Source organism: Levilactobacillus angrenensis (assembly GCF_003946085.1).
In the GTDB taxonomy this organism is placed as follows: Bacteria; Bacillota; Bacilli; order Lactobacillales; family Lactobacillaceae; genus Levilactobacillus; species Levilactobacillus angrenensis.
This window is the reverse complement of record NZ_RHOB01000013.1, coordinates 64,054-81,649: the sequence shown is the minus strand read 5'-3', so window position 1 is coordinate 81,649 and position 17,596 is coordinate 64,054. Positions and strand designations below refer to the sequence as shown.

The 17,596-nt window shown below is 52.2% G+C and carries 20 protein-coding genes; 2 read left to right on the top strand and 18 right to left on the bottom strand.

What is annotated here, in order from left to right; translation table 11 throughout:
• Window positions 1-449 precede the first annotated feature (449 nt).
• Together EKM83_RS09060 and EKM83_RS09055 are read right to left on the bottom strand one after the other, a co-directional pair.
• Entirely contained in the window at window positions 450-839 is a 390-nt protein-coding gene (locus EKM83_RS09060) for a CvfD/Ygs/GSP13 family RNA-binding post-transcriptional regulator (RefSeq protein ID WP_125576646.1), read from the bottom strand.
• Between the two features lie 50 nt (window positions 840-889).
• Complete coding sequence (locus EKM83_RS09055; protein WP_125576644.1) at window positions 890-1,483, bottom strand: peptidylprolyl isomerase; 594 nt, start codon at window positions 1,481-1,483, stop codon at window positions 890-892.
• Between the two features lie 128 nt (window positions 1,484-1,611).
• Here EKM83_RS09055 and EKM83_RS09050 point away from each other — a divergent pair, with 128 nt between their 5' ends.
• A complete protein-coding gene (locus EKM83_RS09050; protein WP_125576642.1) occupies window positions 1,612-2,121 on the top strand; it encodes a phosphatidylglycerophosphatase A family protein in 510 nt (169 codons plus the stop codon).
• Between the two features lie 132 nt (window positions 2,122-2,253).
• Window positions 2,254-2,919 carry a VTT domain-containing protein gene (locus EKM83_RS09045; RefSeq protein WP_125576640.1) on the top strand — a complete coding sequence of 222 codons (666 nt, stop codon included), beginning with the start codon at window positions 2,254-2,256 and terminating at the stop codon, window positions 2,917-2,919.
• A 66-nt stretch (window positions 2,920-2,985) separates the two neighbouring features.
• On the opposite strand, the gene EKM83_RS09040 is transcribed toward EKM83_RS09045, so the two are convergent.
• The 16 genes from EKM83_RS09040 to EKM83_RS08965 all read right to left on the bottom strand — a co-directional run bounded on the left by EKM83_RS09040 (window position 2,986) and on the right by EKM83_RS08965 (window position 17,354).
• Window positions 2,986-3,615 (bottom strand): TIGR01906 family membrane protein, encoded by a 630-nt coding sequence (locus EKM83_RS09040; protein ID WP_125576638.1) that lies wholly within the window; start codon window positions 3,613-3,615, stop codon window positions 2,986-2,988.
• The gene (locus EKM83_RS09035; protein ID WP_125576636.1) at window positions 3,608-4,402 is read right to left on the bottom strand and encodes a TIGR01457 family HAD-type hydrolase; all 795 of its coding nucleotides are present in this window, start codon (window positions 4,400-4,402) and stop codon (window positions 3,608-3,610) included. The genes EKM83_RS09040 and EKM83_RS09035 overlap by 8 nt, the downstream gene beginning before the upstream one ends.
• Window positions 4,403-4,414: 12 nt before the next feature.
• Window positions 4,415-5,107: a YutD family protein gene (locus EKM83_RS09030; protein WP_125576634.1), complete on the bottom strand. Its 693-nt coding sequence runs from the start codon at window positions 5,105-5,107 to the stop codon at window positions 4,415-4,417.
• 9 nt (window positions 5,108-5,116) lie between these two features.
• The gene (locus EKM83_RS09025; RefSeq protein WP_125576632.1) at window positions 5,117-6,496 is read right to left on the bottom strand and encodes a bifunctional metallophosphatase/5'-nucleotidase; all 1,380 of its coding nucleotides are present in this window, start codon (window positions 6,494-6,496) and stop codon (window positions 5,117-5,119) included.
• A gap of 211 nt (window positions 6,497-6,707) precedes the next feature.
• Window positions 6,708-7,316: a metallophosphoesterase family protein gene (locus EKM83_RS09020; protein WP_125576630.1), complete on the bottom strand. Its 609-nt coding sequence runs from the start codon at window positions 7,314-7,316 to the stop codon at window positions 6,708-6,710.
• 14 nt (window positions 7,317-7,330) lie between these two features.
• The gene (locus EKM83_RS09015) at window positions 7,331-8,179 is read right to left on the bottom strand and encodes an aldo/keto reductase (protein ID WP_125576628.1); all 849 of its coding nucleotides are present in this window, start codon (window positions 8,177-8,179) and stop codon (window positions 7,331-7,333) included.
• 741 nt (window positions 8,180-8,920) lie between these two features.
• Complete coding sequence (locus EKM83_RS09010; protein WP_125576626.1) at window positions 8,921-10,333, bottom strand: amino acid permease; 1,413 nt, start codon at window positions 10,331-10,333, stop codon at window positions 8,921-8,923.
• 360 nt (window positions 10,334-10,693) lie between these two features.
• A complete protein-coding gene (locus tag EKM83_RS09005; protein ID WP_125576624.1) occupies window positions 10,694-11,884 on the bottom strand; it encodes an acetate/propionate family kinase in 1,191 nt (396 codons plus the stop codon).
• 15 nt (window positions 11,885-11,899) lie between these two features.
• A complete protein-coding gene (locus tag EKM83_RS09000; protein WP_125576622.1) occupies window positions 11,900-12,922 on the bottom strand; it encodes a class I SAM-dependent methyltransferase in 1,023 nt (340 codons plus the stop codon).
• A 289-nt stretch (window positions 12,923-13,211) separates the two neighbouring features.
• Window positions 13,212-13,640 carry a prepilin-type N-terminal cleavage/methylation domain-containing protein gene (locus EKM83_RS08995; RefSeq protein WP_125576621.1) on the bottom strand — a complete coding sequence of 143 codons (429 nt, stop codon included), beginning with the start codon at window positions 13,638-13,640 and terminating at the stop codon, window positions 13,212-13,214.
• Complete coding sequence (locus EKM83_RS08990; protein WP_125576619.1) at window positions 13,637-13,843, bottom strand: hypothetical protein; 207 nt, start codon at window positions 13,841-13,843, stop codon at window positions 13,637-13,639. The genes EKM83_RS08995 and EKM83_RS08990 overlap by 4 nt, the downstream gene beginning before the upstream one ends.
• Window positions 13,821-14,258 (bottom strand): pilus assembly FimT family protein, encoded by a 438-nt coding sequence (locus EKM83_RS08985; RefSeq protein ID WP_125576617.1) that lies wholly within the window; start codon window positions 14,256-14,258, stop codon window positions 13,821-13,823. Before EKM83_RS08985 ends, EKM83_RS08990 begins: the two co-directional genes overlap by 23 nt.
• The gene (comGC, locus tag EKM83_RS08980; protein WP_125576615.1) at window positions 14,248-14,559 is read right to left on the bottom strand and encodes a competence type IV pilus major pilin ComGC; all 312 of its coding nucleotides are present in this window, start codon (window positions 14,557-14,559) and stop codon (window positions 14,248-14,250) included. The genes EKM83_RS08985 and comGC overlap by 11 nt, the downstream gene beginning before the upstream one ends.
• On the bottom strand, window positions 14,552-15,604 hold the full coding sequence (locus EKM83_RS08975; RefSeq protein ID WP_225418650.1) for a type II secretion system F family protein: 1,053 nt from the start codon (window positions 15,602-15,604) through the stop codon (window positions 14,552-14,554). Before EKM83_RS08975 ends, comGC begins: the two co-directional genes overlap by 8 nt.
• Window positions 15,543-16,502: a competence type IV pilus ATPase ComGA gene (gene comGA, locus EKM83_RS08970; protein WP_125576614.1), complete on the bottom strand. Its 960-nt coding sequence runs from the start codon at window positions 16,500-16,502 to the stop codon at window positions 15,543-15,545. Before comGA ends, EKM83_RS08975 begins: the two co-directional genes overlap by 62 nt.
• A gap of 111 nt (window positions 16,503-16,613) precedes the next feature.
• Entirely contained in the window at window positions 16,614-17,354 is a 741-nt protein-coding gene (locus EKM83_RS08965; protein WP_125576612.1) for a YebC/PmpR family DNA-binding transcriptional regulator, read from the bottom strand.
• Between the last annotated feature and the right edge of the window lie 242 nt (window positions 17,355-17,596).

Sequence of the window (17,596 nt, the reverse complement as noted above, 5' to 3'; positions counted from 1 at the left end):
TCATCGATTGTTGTTACATTTTTAAAAGCGAATTGACTTCGCAAATATTGTTTGGGTTTGATACCAAGTATCAAACCGCCCTACACATATTTGGTTTGTCGAAACAATGTTCAGTTTTCAAAGGTCTACCAAGTTATCAGAGAAGCAATTGCTCCGTGACAACTTTTAAAGTATATCATGTCGTTTGAAGCGTGTCAACATCTTTTTCAATTTTATTTGAATATTTATTCAACATTCAAAACTGAAATGAATTTTCCGTGACGCTTCGTGACAACATAAATCATTGTATCAGTTGTTGTTTAGCTCGTCAAGCACAAATTTTAAATTTGAATGACTATTCAATAATCTATTATTTATGCATCGGCTGCCTCAAACAGCAACAGGTAATATCTTACCAATCATCACCACAGAGGTCAAGAGAAAATCCCAAAAAAACAAAAAGCCCCCTCCTAAGAGGAAGCTTGATCTTGGTCTAATCGTTGCAGTGCCTCGGTTTTCCACCCCGCCAAACGATCTGCGATTGGCTTGAAACCGATATTTACCCGATGATTTGTCCAGTAATGACGATGTTGATGCTCCGGGGGCTCTTGCGTATACTTCACGTGTTCTAAACACCGTAAAGACAAACTGATTTTACCCGTGAACTCATCAATATCTAAAATCACCACGTTCACTTCTTGATTGACCTTTAAATAGTCATGAATATCCTTGACGTAGCCACAATGACACTCTGAAATATGAATCAGACCTTGACGATGACCGCCTAGGCTGACAAATGCCCCATAGGGCTGGATCCCCGTAATGTGGCCGGAGACCCGTTGGCCAATTTGAAACGGCATCGTCTCGCCCTCCTTACTATATGGTAAGCACTCTCGACCACCGCTAGTTTTTATTCGGCTTCCTTAACAGTGACTTTGTCCATCGTGACGGGCGTTGCTGGTTGGTCGCTGGCATCCGTCTTGACCTGCGCAATGGCATCGACAACATCCATCCCCTCAGTCACTTGACCGAAGACCGTGTGCCGGAAGTCCAGCCAAGGCGTCCCACCATCTTTGTAAGCATCAACGATTTCGTCTGGGAACCCGGCATCCTTCATTTGGCCTTGCATTTGTTCCGTCATGTCCTTATCTTGAACGATGAAGAACTGACTGCCGTTGGTATTCGGACCGGCATTGGCCATGGAAACGGCCCCGCGCAGGTTGTAAAGTTCTTGAGAGAACTCATCTTCGAATGGTTGGCCCCAGATACTTTCGCCACCCATCCCCGTTCCGGTTGGGTCGCCACCTTGAATCATAAAGTTAGGAATGACCCGGTGGAACGTCAAGCCATCATAGTAGCCTGCCTTGGCATGGGTCACAAAGTTTTCAACTGTCTTTGGTGCTTGTTCGGGGAAGAGTTGCAGCTGAATGGTCCCCATGGACGTTTCAATCGTTACTTGTGGACCCCTGGCGTTAGCCAAATCAATTTGTGGAAACTTTGTCATAATTATCCTCCATATCTTTTAAAACACTTTCTGCTTATCTATTATCACCGCCAACCGTTAAAAATGCAACTGACAGCATCGGTGGTATACTAGGAGAACACGAAACAATGAAAGGAAGTCTCTACTAAATGACAAAACCAATGACGGCGTTAAGGCAACGGACCATTGACCTGCTGAACCAGCGGGGCGTGCAATTGACAGACATCGCAGCCCTCGTGATTTTCTTGCAAAAAGATTATATCGCTGACCTGACCCCCGCCGATGCTTTAGCCAGTGTTCAGACCGTTCTCCACAAACGCGAAGTCCAAAACGCGGTGATCACTGGTATCCAACTGGACATTGCCGCCGAACAACACAGCCTACTCGAACCGTTGCAAACGATCGTCGAACGTGACGAAGGACTCTACGGGGTCGACGAGACCATGGCGTTATCCATCGTTGACATCTACGGCTCCATCGGCTTCACCAATTATGGTTATATCGACCGGGTCAAGCCAGGCATCTTGGCTAAGCTCAACGCCCACGAGCCAGGTATCATCCACACCTTCTTAGACGACTTGGTGGGGGCTATCGCGGCCGCGGCGGCTGCCCGACTGGCTCATGACGACACTGGCGAGGAAGACACGCCCTTTAAATAGTTGGCTGACTGGCCTGACCTGTGCCCGCTAAACCTGACAATTTGGTTAAGTTTTGCCGACCCTGCTGACGGTGAGATCAAAACCTTCTACAATAGTGTTTGAATTTAAAATTAATGCATAAGGAGTACCTTAATGGGATATTTAATCGATTTTGTCTTACACATCGACGACCACCTGGTCAATATCGTCAATACATTTGGCGGTTCCACTTATTTCATCTTGTTCGCCATCGTTTTTGTTGAGACTGGCGCGGTCATTCTCCCATTTCTTCCCGGCGACTCGCTGTTGTTCGCCGCGGCGGCTTTGGCTGCGAATCCCGCATATGGCTTAAACATTTGGTTCTTCGTGGCCTTGTTCTTACTGGCAGCTATCGGCGGTGATTCACTGAACTTCTACCTCGGTGGTAAGGCCGGCGCCGCACTGTCCAGTCATTCCTGGTTTGGTCGCCTGATCAACAAGGATAAGCTGGCTCAGTCGGAGAAATTCTTCCGCAAACACGGTCCGTTGGCCATCTTCTTAGGCCGCTTCATGCCAATCATCCGGACCTTCGTACCCTTTACCGCGGCGGGGTCCCAATTCCCCTACCGGCGTTTTCTAAAATACAACGTGAGTGCTGCATTGACCTGGGTCGCCATCTGCTGTGGCGGTGGCTATTTCTTCGGCAACATCCCCTTCGTCAAGGCGCACTTCTCCGCGGTCGTACTCGGCATCATCGTCATTTCCTTGATTCCAGCCATCGTGGGTTGGCTCAAGGGTCGGCACTCCGCTACCCCGAGTAGCCTCCCGGAAGACGACTAAACATTAACGCAAAAAGAGTTTGACCTGACAATTTTCGTCGGTCAAACTCTTTTTTAGTTGCCAAATTCAAGCGCGTTTAATTGCCACTCGGCCCCACCAGTACACCCCCACCAGTCCGGCTTCAAATAAGACGAAAGCCAGGATAAAACAGTGGAGAAAGAAGGTGTCTGGTAGCGCGTTGATGATGGGATCCAAGTCTGGGTCAAAGATCCAGTCGTTGTTACGGAACAATACCTCATGAAAGGCAATGAAGAAACCATCAAAATTCACCGCTAACATCGCCCCCAAGACCACGGGGACGACCGCTGCGACCTGAACTGGGCGTAACAACCGCCATTGTTCGGCTCGCCGTTTCAGTTGACGCAGGTACAACATGGCCGGTGCTAAGCTCAGCACCAACACCACGTTATTCAGTAAGAACAGGTTCTTCACATCATGAAAATGGATCATCCCCGTAAACGACGTCGGGAAGTCCGTCATCTTCAGATCCGTCACCCACGGCAGTTCCAGGTACCCCAGCATCTGATGATAATTGTGCATAATCTTGGCCGGGGACATCTGGACCTCCTGAGCAATATTCAACCAATGAATATCCAAGCGATAGAGCCACACGGCATTGATCGTCAAAAAGATACTGAGCGTGATCACCGCTAAAAACAAAGCGGTCAACCCGCCCCATCGTTGTGCGCTAGTCAATCGGCCCCGCCTCCAGGTTCCAGTGCGCCAAGTCGGGCACCGTGTAAGTCGGCTGAATCGCCTGTTGGGCCACCTGCTCAGGTGTGGAGACGCCGGTGTACGTCAATAGCGTGTCCACCCCGGCATGGATGCCGGCCAAGATGTCTGTTTGGTAATTGTCGCCGACCATGATCGCGTCTGCGGGGGCCACGCCCATTTGCCGCAAGGAGTTCTCTAAAATGATTGGTTCCGGTTTACCCACGAAAATCGGTTCGGTCTGGGTAGCATAGCGCACCAGGTCGACCAACGCCCCGGCCCCTGGCATCAAGCCGCGTGACTTAGGAATGTTCGAATCCGAATTGGTACCGATAAACGTCGAGCCACTGCGAATCGCCAGGATTGCCTTGGCAAATTTCTCGTAGGTCACGTCACTGTCCAGCCCGACCACAACGTATTCCGGATGGTCTTCGTCGACCGTAAAGCCCTTAGCCGCCAATGCTTGGCGCAGGCCAATCTCCCCGACCACGTAGACCGTCCGCTTGCCCTGGTCACCGGCCCGCTTATCTAAGAAGTCGGCGGTCGCCAATCCAGCGGTGTAAACATTATCCGTGGTCACGTGAATATCGTGGTTGTCGGCCAAATTGGCCACCACGTCGATCGGGAGCTTGGTGGTGTTGTTGGTCACAAACTTGAACGGCACCTGAGCGGCCTGTAGGCGTTCCACAAACTGTTTGGCCTTGGGGTAACGCTTGGTCCCCGCGTAAACGGTCCCGTCGAGATCAATCAAATATGCCTGATACTTTTTCACTGCCAACTCTCCCTAATCTTCTTTTTTGCGAATGGTAAAATGCCGCCGTCCCTGGCCACCAGAGGCCACCGTCACCGTTTTTTGACTGTTCGGCGTTGGCTTAGCGACTGGCCGCCGCTCTTCGGTGTACGGATGGTTCGTGTTGCGATGTCGTCTGCGTGAACGCCGGCGATGCGACCCGTTGCCATTGCCGTTATTGCCTGGATGTTGCTTGGTTTCTGGCTTGGCCGTCCGGCTGTTTTCAGTCTTCTGCTGGGTGGCCTTCTCATGTTGCGAGCCATTAGACTGGTTGCGCGAATTGCGGCGCCGGCGCGGACGCCGCGGCTTCGGCGCTGACTTTACGTCTAGGTTGTGCAAGATGAAGTAGGCACACCCGAAGTTACAGGACTCATACAAGTAGTCCTGCACCGCGTCGAGTTGATTTTGCTTGGCGCCCGCACGGTCCTCCGCGTAAAAGCCCTTCAACCGGAGCTGTTCGAACCCCCAGTCACCCACAATGTAGTCATATTTACTCAGAATCGTACTGAAACGCTGGGCAAACTCCGTGAAGTCAAAGCCGTTCCGCACGTCAGTCACCAATTCATAAGGATGGTTATTGATAGCAATGTGCGTTTCGTCCACCCGCACCACTTCGGCGGCTGGCTCCCGGTTTTCTTTTTGCTCGGCAACGAGTGCCTCTAAATCTTTGCGATCCACCGTCGTCATCCTTTCTAGTTACGATAAGGGATAGTGCTTGCCCAAGTATTTGGCGAACACTTCCCGTAATAAGTCTTGATATAAAATTTGATTTTTGCCCACGATCGAAATCGTCGGGAAGAACGGAATAAACAGGTAATGGTCCAAGCCCGCAATCGTGTACTGCTTGGTTGGTGACAAGGGTTCTCCTCGCCAAGTGACCGCGTGCGTCTGCGCATCATAGGCGATGCCCAAATAATTGAGCTCACCAAAGATTTTACCACGAAAGCCCATGCCTTTTTGCGGAAAATACCGTAAAAATAACCGGGCCAACTCAAATTCTTGAACCAACCGCCACAGGTCGTAACCACTCAGCGTGATGGTCATCACGTGCATGTTGTGAGGCAACAGGTCATGCAGTTGTTTTTGATTAACGACGCCGCGAGGCAAGTCCCGTAAAAAGAGCCCGGCATTGAGCACGGCCGCATCGGTACCAGCGTATTCCGCAATAGCGTGCAGGCCTTCACGAATCAACTGTGAATCACCCACCGGATTGGCCTCCAGGTCGACCGGCAACTTGGCGACGCGTTGTTCTGACAAAATGGACTCGCCCAATTCTGTCAGCCCGGCAATTTCAGCGGCATCTCCCGGCTTTTCCGGCAACTTGGCGGTCTCCACCACCCCTGCTTGGGCCCGGGTGACCTGATGATCCGTCAGATTCAGCGTGATGCGGCCCACGTAACGGCCCCATTTACCGGCCGCGGCCAACAGGCTGTGCTGGTCCTGTTCCCCGTGAGGCAAGAGATGGTGCGTGTGACTGCCAATGATGACGGTCACCTGTGGAAAACGTTTAGCAATCTTGCGGTCCACGTCTAATCCGAGATGCGACAACAAGACACACACGTCGAATTGCCCGGCATACGTCTGCAAGAGCTTCGTCAAGGCCGGCTGGACCCCAATCGGTTGCCACCCCGCCAGCGGATACGTCAAATGATACGGCGCCGTTAAGCCCAACACCAACACGCGCGTTCCCGCCGTCGTGGAGAATATCTTGTGGTCCAACGCCCAGCTCGGTTGTTCGTGGGTGTCGCCCGTTAAGATATTGCCTAAGATGACCGGAAAGTTGGCGTGGTCGTACAGGTGGTCCAATTGCGGCCGCATGAAGCCCAGCCCCTCATTATTGCCAATCGTCGCGGCATCATAGCCGATTTGATTCATCAATTCAATGTTCTTTTGCCCCACCGTGGCCTCGCTGACCGGATGCACCCGGTCGATGTTGTCGCCCAGATCAAACGTATACACGGTATCGCCGGCCTGCTCGGCGGTTTGCCGCGTGGTCGCCAAATAACGCCGAATTCGCGGCCAATTTTCAAAGTGCGAATGCAGGTCGTTGGTATGCAAGATGGTAATCCGTTCCATTCTCTCAATCTCCTCTTAACACTGAATTTAATCGTACGGCATTGGGGGAAAACGGTCAAGCGTCAGCGCGATTCCCAGTCAAATTTCGTAGACGGGGCCGCAGCTTGCCGCCAGCGATTGACGGCAGCAAGACGATCATTCAGAAACGTGGGCCAAGCGGCAGCCGGTTTCGTTGGAAACCGATCACCGCCACTTGGCCCACGCGCCACGTTTACTGTTTATCCTGAAATTCTTGGGCCTTGCGCGTCACCATTTGTTCAATCTCACTGGTCGAAAACGGCGTGCCGAATGGCAATGGCTGGTCCAGATACTGCTGCTCCGGCGTATCGACGCCGACGTTGATGTTTTCCTTGATGGGGACCGCGTAATGGTGGATGTGCCCGTGCAAGTTGATGATTTGCTTGACGATGCCCAGCATCATCGGGTAATGCGTCATGTAGTATTGCCGGTGGTCGTACTTGATCAGCACCCCGACATCATGGAAGGCAAATTTCGGCTGACCGTGGTCAATCGGATTGTGCGCGGCCAAATACTTGAACAGCGCCCGACTGTCGTGATTGCCCTTGATCAATTCCAAGTGACCATTCAACTGACTCAAGACGTCGCACACGGCCTCGTCGGATTTGACCGCCGGCTTGGTGAAATACAACGCAATGTCACCCAGGTGGTAAACGGTATCCGTAGGGGCCACCCGCGCGTTCCAGTTATCAATGATGGTCTGATTCATTTCCGTGACGTTTGCAAAGGGCCGTGGGGCAAAATCACTGTTCCCCAACAAGTCTTCGTGAAAGAAATGCGTGTCTGACATAAAAAATTCCATGAGTGCTCCCCCTTCTAGAGAATATCGAGCGGCTGCTTGCTGGTTGGCGCTGGAAATTGCTGATCCAATAAGGCCAGCTCATCTGTGCTCAACGTGAGGTCGCCTGCCGCCACATTTTCATTCATGTGCGCGACGGAACTGGTTTGGGGAATCGCCAAGACATCCCCCTGCCGAATGACCCAGGCCAATAAGATTTGATAAACCGTCACGTGATGCTGGGCCGCAATCTGCTTGACTACCGCGTTGGTGGCCAGGTGATGCCCCCAAGAATCCCCCTGGGCAATCGGCGAATAGGCAATAAATGGCAGCTGATGTTCCCGTTGCCACGGCAACACGGCGTATTCGACCCCACGACTGCCTAAATGGTACAGGTCTTCGTTGACGACGGCTTGGTCGCCACCCGGTAGGCGCCACAGTTCCTGCAGGTCAGCAATGTCAAAGTTAGACACGCCCCACGCCCGAATCTTGCCGGACTGTTGCAAGCGCTGGAGTTCAGCGACGGTCTCGGCTAACGGCACATTACCGCGCCAATGGTACAGGTACAGGTCCAAATAATCCGTCCGTAACCGTTGCAAGCTGGCATCTAAGCTGGCCGCCATCCGTTGGCGTGACGCATTTTCAGGAAGCACCTTCGAAATCAGATAGAGCTGGTGCCGATCGACTGGCGCTAAGGCCTCACCGACTAAGTTCTCGGCGCGGCCAGAACCGTACATTTCGGCCGTGTCGATAACCCGTGCCCCAGCAGCGATACCTGCTTGAATTGCGGCAATCTCCGTTTCGCGTTGGGCCGGGCGATCGCCCATGTGCCACGTCCCGATACCAATTGCGGGGACCTTTTGCCCATCAATCATGACTTGTTTCATTGATTTACACCCTCTGTTTCATTAGCTTTTTAATGCAACAACGGCGTCAGATTCAGCCGTTTCAAATTTGTTTCACTACACGTTCTATCCTAGCACTTCCGCTGTTTTTTCGCTGGCTTAGGCTCCTTCCATCTGAAGAGGAAAATCAACTAGAAAAATTGTCACCACGCGACTTCTCGCGTTAAAACTAGTCGTTTACAGCTTCGTAGTGAGGACTGGCCGCCTACCGTCCAACTATGGGTTGGAACGCTGGGGCGGACGGGCCGAGCCAAAGAGCGGTCTCGACACCTCGCTTTGAGCCGGAAATCACGTCTCAAAGGCGCCAGTTGCCTAAGCGGCATGAACCGCGCCGCTAAGGTAACTCCCACGACTGAACCCATATTTGGCGGACTCTCGGCTACAAAAGTGTATATCGGTATCAATCGGCTTAGCCCCAGGTGGCAGCTGATTTGGCAACTAGTCTTTGACTACCACAGTGTGCTGATAAGTCCCACCTCGCCAGAGGCAGCCAAGGATTAACTGACGGGCCTTGCCAGGCTTTCAAGCGAACCGGAAGACCGTTTCTCAGGCTGGAGGTATCCCCAGAGCAGGCGGCACCCTGGTTGACGCAGGCTCGTGTTTTCACTAATTTTAGCGAACAGTCTACCATCATTCCGGGGCTCAACGCACTAATTTTATCAACCCTTAACTGACCACACAAAAAGACCAGAACAGCTCTCGTCCTGGCCTTCACAACTTGTTTTATTTTACATCTGAATCGTCAGAACCCACCGAAACCGTGTGTTCCGCCGTCCGCCGATCCTTCAGGTATTTGCCGACACTCAAAGCGGCTAACCAGACCACGGAGCCAATCAAGGCCACCAGTGTATCTGTTCTGAAGAACAAGACGATAGCGACCATCGCCAGGAATGCCAAAATGAAGTAATCACTCCATGGGAACAGTGGCATGTGGAACTTGTTGGTCACTCCCGCCGCCAGCTGTTGGCGCTTGTACTTCAGGTGAGCGACCACGATGGCGCCCCAGATGAACAGGAAGCAGGTCGTCGCCACACTGGAGACAAACGCGAAGACGTGTCCTGGCATGATGAAGTTCAAGAAGACCGACACCGCAATGATCACCGTTGAAAACCGCAGTGCGGGGACGGGAACTTGTGCCCGTGACAACGTCCCCATTCGTTTCGCAAACCGACTCTTGCCCTGGTACGTCAATGAGAATAACATCCGCCCGGTCGTGAACAGCGAGCTGTTGCAGGCCGAAGCCGCCGCGGTCAAGACCACGAAGTTGATGACAGCCGCTGCCGACTGAATCCCCACGTTCTTGAAGACTTGAACGAACGGACTGCTGGTTGGTGAAACGGCTTGCCAAGGGTAGATGCACATCAAGGCTAACAAGGACCCCAGGTAAAACAGAATGATTCGCATGGGAATTTCGTTGATGGCCTTGGGTAAAACCTTCTTAGGATTGGCCGTTTCCGAAGCCGTCATCCCCACCATTTCAATCCCGACAAAACTGAAGAGAACCATTTGAAATGAGAGGAAGAAGCCCTTGGCCCCATGAGCGAAGAAGCCGCCCGTCGCCAAGTTGGCCACGCTAGCGTGCCCCGCTGGCGTCGGGTAGTGTACCACGACCATGTAGACGCCGGCTAGGATCAAGGCAACGATCGCCACAATTTTAATAATGGCAAACCAGAATTCCGTTTCGCCAAACGCACTGACGGTCACGGAATTCAGCGTCAGCAAGATGGCCAGTAAGACTAGCCCGGTCACCCACTGTGGTAAATGTGGGAACCAAAACTGCATGTACTGTCCGGCCGCCGTAATTTCAGCCATGGCAATCGTGATCCAGCAGACCCAGTAGGTCCAGCCAGCCACGAAGCTCATGTTATCGCCTAAATAGCGTTGGATAAAATCAATGTAGGAGTGGGCGTTTAAGTCTGAGAGCAGTAACTCTCCTAACGCCCGCATCAGTAGGAAACACATAATCCCAGTCACCAGGTAAGCCAACACGATGGATGGCCCCGCCAGATGAATCGATTGGCCGGCCCCCAAGAATAGCCCCGTCCCGATTGTGCCCCCCAGCGCAATCAGTTGGACGTGACGACTCTGAAGGCCACGTGAGAACTCTTGGTTGTCATTCACTTGACTTTTTTTCATCTTAATCGCCCCTTTGTTGAAATTCATTATACACTGCCATAGGGGGAATACTAGTACCAGCACTGGTTGGTTCGGTAAATTAAATAGCTTTGCGTCCCGGCGTAAACCACTTTACGTCAACTTTATCCGTTTTAAGTGAAAGTTGTTCAACTATCAGTGAACGGTGCTTGTTACGGCATTTTGGGAGCAAAAAAAGCGTGTACCAACAGGTGGTCAACTGGCTGTTGCCGGCTCCTGGTTGCACTAATTTTGGTGGTCAGAACCCGGTCGCTCCCAGACGCAACGTGTTCATGTCCCTTCCCTCTTCAAGACTAAACAAAAAAGGCCACCGCCCATTGCGGACAGCAGCCTCATTTCAAATTATTTACGTAAGCGTTCGATGTCACGAACGATCATTAACTCTTCATCAGTTGGGATCAATAAGGTCTTGATCTTAGACCCAGCCTTACTCAAGTCACGTTCAACCCCACGAATATCATTCTTTTCAGGGTCAACGGCGATACCGAAGTAAGCCAACTTGTCAGCGACTTCTTGGCGAATCATAATATCATTTTCACCAACACCGGCCGTGAAGACGATAGCGTCAGCGCCACCTAATTCAGCGAGGTAAGCCCCCACGTAGCGGACGATCCGGTTGATGAACATGTCACGCGCCAACTTAGCCCGTGGGTTCTTGGCTTGAACCTTTTCCAAGTCACGCATATCAGCGGAAACACCAGAAACCCCGATCAACCCGGACTTCTTGTTCAAGATGTTGATCATATCGTTAGGCTTGTCAATGTTCAGCTTTTCCATCAGGTAAGCAACCAAGGAAGCATCGATGTCCCCAGAACGGGTCGCCATTTCGATCCCGGCCAGTGGCGTGAAGCCCATGGACGTATCATATGACTTGCCATCCTTGATAGCGGTGATGGACCCACCGGCACCCAGGTGCATCGTGATCAGCTTCAAGTCCTTCAACGGCTTGCCTAACATCGCAGCGGCGCGGCCAGCAACATAACGGTGGCTAGTTCCGTGGGCGCCGTACTTCCGGGCCCCAAACTTTTCGTAGTATTCGTAAGGAATCGCGTACATGTAGTTTTCTTGGGGCATGGACGTATGGAATGACGTATCAAAGACCGCCACACTCAAGACGTTAGGTAAAATCTTCTTGAAGGCTTCGATGCCCAAAACAGCGGCTGGGTTGTGCAATGGGGCATATTCAGACAAGTCCTTGATCTTTTGCAAAACGTCGTCATCAATCACAGCAGAATCCTTGAATTCTTGCCCACCAGCAACGACCCGGTGGCCGATCCCAGTGATTTCATTGAAGTCAGTGATGATGTTTAAGGCCGTCAGTTGGTCCAACATCAATTGGATAGCGGCACTGTGGTCGTCAATGTCTTCATGCGTTTCGTACTTTTGGCCGTCACCATATTTGATTTCGACTAATGAGTTACCCAGGCCAATCCGATCAATGGCACCTTCGGCAATGACCGTTTCTTCAGGCATTTGGAACAACTTGAACTTCAAAGTTGAGCTGCCGGCGTTAATTGCTAATGATTTTCCCATGTGGTATTTCTCCTTTTATGTGCGGTCGGGCAGTAGATTTTGTTCTTCCCACTGGACGATTTCCGCAACAAACTTTTGGAACGCTGATTGATTCTTAAATGATGGGAATTCTCCCAACATGACTTGTTCAACTTGCTTGGCGCCGGCCCCTGGCTTCTGTAAAATCAGAATAGCCTTTTGGGCGTTAGCGTTAGCAAATAGCTCACTTGGCAGGTTCAATAACCCTTGTAAATAGGCGTTATTGGGCAGCCATTTCAGTAAGTTAGGGGCTTGTTCACTCTGGAACAGCTGTGATGGGACCAAGAAGACCCCAATGCCGCCTGGCGTCAGCTGATTCATCGCTTGTTCCAAGAGTAAATGGTGCACGTAGGTGTGGCCAGACTTCGCCGCGGTGTGGAAATTGACCGCATTGTCGTCGACCGGATAGTACCCAATCGGCAAATCAGCCACGATCAGGTCACTAGCTGGCACTAGCAACCGCTCCAAGGCATCCTGGTGAATCAATTCCACCGGTACCCGTTGCAGGTCACTGGACGTTTGCGCGATGGCTAACATGGAGTCGTCATTATCCACCCCGTACGCGTCAATCTTACCAGTCACCACACGCTTTAGCTGCGAAATCACGGCAGTTAACAAGTTCCCCGTCCCTACCGTGAGGTCCAGTAAGGTCAAGTGCGTCTTGCCCTTTTCCAGGCGGGTCACCAAGTACCCCATGATGTATGCAATCGTATCAGGCGTTAACTGATGATTGGCTTGGATTTCATCGATGCGAATGGCCTTTAACATAGCCAATTGCACCGCTCGCCGAACCGTTTCGCTATCAAAGCTTTGCCAATCGGCCTGTTGATAGAGGTCGGTCAGTTTTGCCACGGTCTCCTGATCAGGGCGACCGTCTTCAACTTGAACTTGTCCGTTTAAGAGGTTATCCCCCGTCTCAACGAACGCATCTAAATAAGATGTGCTTAGTGCTGCTTGTAGGGTCGTCGTCGACTCATCGAGGACCTTAAAGAGCGCTTCAGTCTGTTCTTGTGACAGCACGCTTCGCCTCCTTGTGAATATTCCATAACACATTGTATCCGCTATCTATACTACCGATTTTTCAGCCGTTATTCAAGCAATCTTTGTGGGGAATCCGGTTTTACCGGCCTGATACGCCGCAATCCATGCCGCTTTTTCACATGTTGGCGCGTCTGCTTGTGAATCATCCGGGTGCTCGCTTGAAAATCCTGTTCAAGTTGGTGGGTCGTCTCACGTCTCGCCGTCAGGCCCACTCCCACCACACTAATGAACAAGCTCACACTCACTAAAAAGAACAACGCCCACAAGGTCAAGAACCCCTGATGCCGCGCAGATCGACTAACGTTGTTTGCGCCGGTAATCCGGCCTGTTTGAGTTCTAATCTAACCACTCCTAATTTAAGCGTCTGCCAATGAATCGTCGTCACCTCGCGTAATAGCGGATAATAGCCGTGCTGCTTCGTATTGGTCATTTTTAGCGTCTGGTTTTTATCGACCCTGAGCGCGACCTCATGGTTCTCCTGTTGGTCACGCACCACCAAGACATCCTCACTGGTCCGCACTAGTCGATACCGCCCATCTTGTTCGAGTGCCTGGACGACTTGATACCAGGCAATGGGATCACGCTGAATCGGCCGTAAAAAAGCATGACTGACGCCACTGACCAGCAAAAACATCCCCGTAGCAATCACCAACGCCAGCACCGCCTCCACTAGCGTAAAGCCTTGTCGTGATTTCATTGCGCCGTTAACCAGCGTTTCAGGGCATCATCGTGTTGCTGGCGGACTCGCTGCAAATGGACTTGCCGCTGTTGCTCCAAGCGATGGGTCGTCTGTAAGAAGCCCTGCGCCAAGACCACACTGGTGGCCACTACGCTTAGCGCCAATAGCGCATCAGGCAAGAGCCACCCCTGCCGGCGACTATGGTTGCTCCGTTTCCACATAAAAGATAGCGCCTCCCAATTGAAAAGTTTGTTTTAGATATCGTTGGTTAGCAGAACTGTACCATTTGAGCGTTTGGGCCTTAGCCGCCCCGGACAGGTAAATCGGCCAGCGGCCACTGTCGCCTTGCAGGTGGAGCGTCGGTGGAATCCGTAACCGCCCAATGATCTGCTGGGATTGGGCCGTCATCAAGACTACCTGCCCCCGTTGTGACTGGACTTCAGCCAGTAACGGGGTCCGTTGTTGTCTGGCTTGCTGACGGCCCGCCGTCCACATGCGTTGCCAGGCTGGCCAGAAAGCCCGTTCGGCCATCAAGGCGCGGTGCGGCGTTCCTTGAAAGCTCACCAGTGTGGTCAAGCCCGTCACGATGACCAAGACCAACAGCGTCTCGACTAGTGTGAACCCCTTACTTGGCATCGGCCACTGCCCGGTCTTCCACGATCTTGATGTGTTCTTCTTGTGCGCGTTTGGCCTGGTCTGCCGTGAGGTATTTCTCCTGGGTCAACGCGGCGTAATCCACGTAATGGTGGCCAGGATGGTCTTCCAAATAGGCCGTCACCTGACCTTGAACCACCGTGACCATTGCGTGGCCGTGAATCTGATTGGCCCGTTTTCGTTGATTGTTTAGGTTGGGTAAGATGATCAGAATCAGCAATGAAATAATAAAGAGCACGATGGTCATTTCCACTAAAGTAAAGCCCTGTCGGCGTTTAATCATGATAGACCCCCTGTAAGTCTTGGTACATTGGCAACAATAAGCTGAGATAGGCCCCCACGATCAACAGCGCTACGATGCCCAACAGCACCGGCTGCACCAGTGCCAGTCCCCGTTCCAATCGCCGCACCAATTCGCGGTATTGCAGTTGACTGAAGGCGTGCAACTCCCGCGCCAGTTGGGGTGGCGTGCTCCCTTTGCTGAGAAAGACCACCACCTGGCTGGGGATGAAGTCTTGGCGGCGTAACCACCCGACCGGTGATTGCCCCACCGTGAGCTGTTGCGTGAGGACGCCCGCCAACTGGTACAATAGTGCCCGCTCCGGTAATTGACGCAAGACGGCTAGCATTTGCTTGACGCTCAGCCCGCTTTGAATCAACTGGCTCAGATTCGCTGTCAAGTAGTACCCGTAGTAGGCGCGAAAAATCGGTCCCACCAGCGGCAATCGCAGATAGAGACTGGCTAACCGTAAACTGGGTTGCCGTCGCCACCATTTGCCCAAGATAACGAGTCCCACCCCGCCGAAGCCACTGCCACCGAGCCAGAGATACTGTTGCCAGACTTCCGTCACCGGAGCACTAGGGGCCAGTCCCTGATGTAGCTGGGGTAAAATGCCCAGTTGGAGTGTCGCAAATAACCCAATCATCCCCAGAAATAAGCCGACCGGATAGGCCAACAATTGCCGGAATTTTTGGCGCTGTGTCGCTAACAAGCGTAAGAAGTTGGCCGCCTCCGCTAAGGCGGGACCCAAGTCGCCGTAGGTCGTGGTCAACCGCAACTGAAAACACACGTTAGCCTGTAGGTATGGGGCCAACAGGTCGACCAACGCTTCGCCATTTTGCAGGCCGGCCGCCACAGCTTGCAGGTCCGCGGGAAACCGCCCATCCACCGTCTGCAAGAAGGTCACGGCCTGTTGTAGCGAAAAGCCACTAGCTAACTGGTCCGCCAGCAACTGACAAAACCGGGCCTGTGTCGCCAGTGACCACCTACCCGAATTGAAATTGCCGCGCTGTCGCCACTGAAATCTGATTTGTCCGAACTGCTTCATCAAGATTGTTCCGCCACCCTTCCGTCATCGTCGTGGTCGTCCACAACTGCTCACCGTGCAACAGGTCTAATAAAACTGCCGGCCCCTCAGCTAAACGGGGAACCAGGCGTTGATAGCAACTGGCCGTTAAGACCTGACGCAACTGATTAGTCGCTACACCCAGGTCCTGTAGCCGACTGATGGCCCCCGCCGCGTGTTGGGCGTGAACCGTACTCAAGACCAAATGGCCACTCAGCGCCGCCCGCACCGCCGCTTGCGCCGTGGCGGCATCGCGAATCTCACCAATGATGAAGACGTCGGGCCGGTGGCGCAACCCAACCTTGATCAACGCGTCATAGGTCATCCCCGCGGCGGGATTCACCTGTAACTGCATGAACCGCGGCTCTTTGATTTCCACGGGGTCCTCCACGGTCAAGACGACCGCCGTGGCACTCAGCTGACTGGCCACGTGGTAAAGCGTCGTGGTCTTCCCTGATCCCGTGGGCCCCGCTAACAAGACCAGTCCTCGTCGACTGGCGATTTGCTGCAGGTGGGTCTGCTGCGCGGGAACCAGGTACGCATTCGTCAGGAGCGTGGCTGGATAGATCAACCGCATCACCAGTGATTCTCGGTTAGCAAAGTCGCCGACCGTTGAGAATCGTAGCTCGATGGGGACCTCCCCGGGCCAGGTCATGGCGCCGACTTGGGGCCGCCGGTTTTCACTGACCGTCATGTTGGCGTGAAATTTAAAATAGCTGATGACCTGCCGACCGCGTTCTACCGGCAAGGTTCGCCAAGCCCTTAACCCCGTCGCGTGGCGCAACCGAATCTGATACGTATCGCCTTGAGGCAAGAGATAAACATCACTAGCCCGTTGCGCAATGGCCGCGGCCAGTAAGTCATTGATAATCGTTTGCAAGAGTCGCCCTCCTCATTTAGTCGCTTTAAGTTAACTACGATAAAACTGGGCGATTTTTTTATTTTTTTGCAAAAAAAAAAGAAGACTCCCGCAGGAATCTCCTTTGAAAACTTAATTTTCAACGTCTTCTGGTAAAACGGCTGCTTCGTAAATATCGGAAACGTCGTCGTTGTTTTCCAGTTCGTCGATCAGACCTTGGTATTGGGAAGCCTTGGCTTCTGGTACTTCAGTCGTGTTTTGTGGGAACATCCGAACTTCGGCAGTGTCGAGCTTGTAGCCCTTATCTTGTAAGGCGTCCCGTACTGCAACTTCATTCGAAGGATCCGTGTAGATCTTGAATTCTTCGTCCGTGGTTTCCATGTCGTCCGCCCCGGCGTCTAAAGCATCCATCAACATCGTATCTTCATCCGTATCCAAGCCGTCACGCAAGATGACAATGTAACCCTTACGATCAAACATGTATGAAACGGAACCCGCTGCACCGAGTGAGCCACCGTGGTGCGTGAAGGCAGAACGCACAGCCGCAGCCGTCCGGTTCTTGTTATCCGTTAAGGCAGCAACCATGATCGCTGTCCCGGCTGGACCGTAGCCTTCGTAGGTGATTTCTTCGAACTTGGCGCCACCAACACCAGAGGCTTTGTCTAAAGCCCGCTTGATGTTTTCCTTAGGCATGTTAGCTGCCCGCGCCTTGTCCATTTCCAAACGAAGTTGAGGGTTACCGTCGGGATCAGGACCACCTGCTTTTGCAGCTTGGTACAAATCACGTGAGATTTTTTGGAAGATTTTTCCACGTTTTGCATCCTGAGCATTTTTCCGGCCCTGGATGTTATGCCATTTAGAATGTCCTGACATCGTAACTCCTCTTTTCTAAAATTTTATTAGATATCCGTTCCGTATAAAACAGACACTGTACATATTAGCACTTACTCCCGCTGGGTTCAATTGCCTGGCTCATTTATTCTTTATTCAACAAAAAATGTATAAAATACGCCTCACTTTGCTTTAAAACGGGCAATTGCCCCTGAATAATCGAATAATTAATGCATAAAAACTGATTTTTCAAAATAAATCTTGTATAAATAAACGAAACCAGC

What these genes read in the sequence shown, in the direction of transcription:
- EKM83_RS09060 (WP_125576646.1), bottom strand. Translation starts at nt 839, where the DNA reads ATGCCGTTTCAAATTGGCCAACGGGTCTCCGGCCACATTACGGGGATC.
- EKM83_RS09055 (WP_125576644.1), bottom strand. Translation starts at nt 1,483, where the DNA reads ATGACAAAGTTTCCACAAATTGATTTGGCTAACGCCAGGGGTCCACAA.
- EKM83_RS09050 (WP_125576642.1), top strand. Translation starts at nt 1,612, where the DNA reads ATGACAAAACCAATGACGGCGTTAAGGCAACGGACCATTGACCTGCTG.
- EKM83_RS09045 (WP_125576640.1), top strand. Translation starts at nt 2,254, where the DNA reads ATGGGATATTTAATCGATTTTGTCTTACACATCGACGACCACCTGGTC.
- EKM83_RS09030 (WP_125576634.1), bottom strand. Translation starts at nt 5,107, where the DNA reads ATGACGACGGTGGATCGCAAAGATTTAGAGGCACTCGTTGCCGAGCAA.
- EKM83_RS09025 (WP_125576632.1), bottom strand. Translation starts at nt 6,496, where the DNA reads ATGGAACGGATTACCATCTTGCATACCAACGACCTGCATTCGCACTTT.
- EKM83_RS09020 (WP_125576630.1), bottom strand. Translation starts at nt 7,316, where the DNA reads ATGGAATTTTTTATGTCAGACACGCATTTCTTTCACGAAGACTTGTTG.
- EKM83_RS09015 (WP_125576628.1), bottom strand. Translation starts at nt 8,179, where the DNA reads ATGAAACAAGTCATGATTGATGGGCAAAAGGTCCCCGCAATTGGTATC.
- EKM83_RS09010 (WP_125576626.1), bottom strand. Translation starts at nt 10,333, where the DNA reads ATGAAAAAAAGTCAAGTGAATGACAACCAAGAGTTCTCACGTGGCCTT.
- EKM83_RS09005 (WP_125576624.1), bottom strand. Translation starts at nt 11,884, where the DNA reads ATGGGAAAATCATTAGCAATTAACGCCGGCAGCTCAACTTTGAAGTTC.
- EKM83_RS08995 (WP_125576621.1), bottom strand. Translation starts at nt 13,640, where the DNA reads ATGAAATCACGACAAGGCTTTACGCTAGTGGAGGCGGTGCTGGCGTTG.
- EKM83_RS08990 (WP_125576619.1), bottom strand. Translation starts at nt 13,843, where the DNA reads ATGTGGAAACGGAGCAACCATAGTCGCCGGCAGGGGTGGCTCTTGCCT.
- EKM83_RS08985 (WP_125576617.1), bottom strand. Translation starts at nt 14,258, where the DNA reads ATGCCAAGTAAGGGGTTCACACTAGTCGAGACGCTGTTGGTCTTGGTC.
- comGC (WP_125576615.1), bottom strand. Translation starts at nt 14,559, where the DNA reads ATGATTAAACGCCGACAGGGCTTTACTTTAGTGGAAATGACCATCGTG.
- EKM83_RS08975 (WP_225418650.1), bottom strand. Translation starts at nt 15,604, where the DNA reads ATGAAGCAGTTCGGACAAATCAGATTTCAGTGGCGACAGCGCGGCAAT.
- EKM83_RS08965 (WP_125576612.1), bottom strand. Translation starts at nt 17,354, where the DNA reads ATGTCAGGACATTCTAAATGGCATAACATCCAGGGCCGGAAAAATGCT.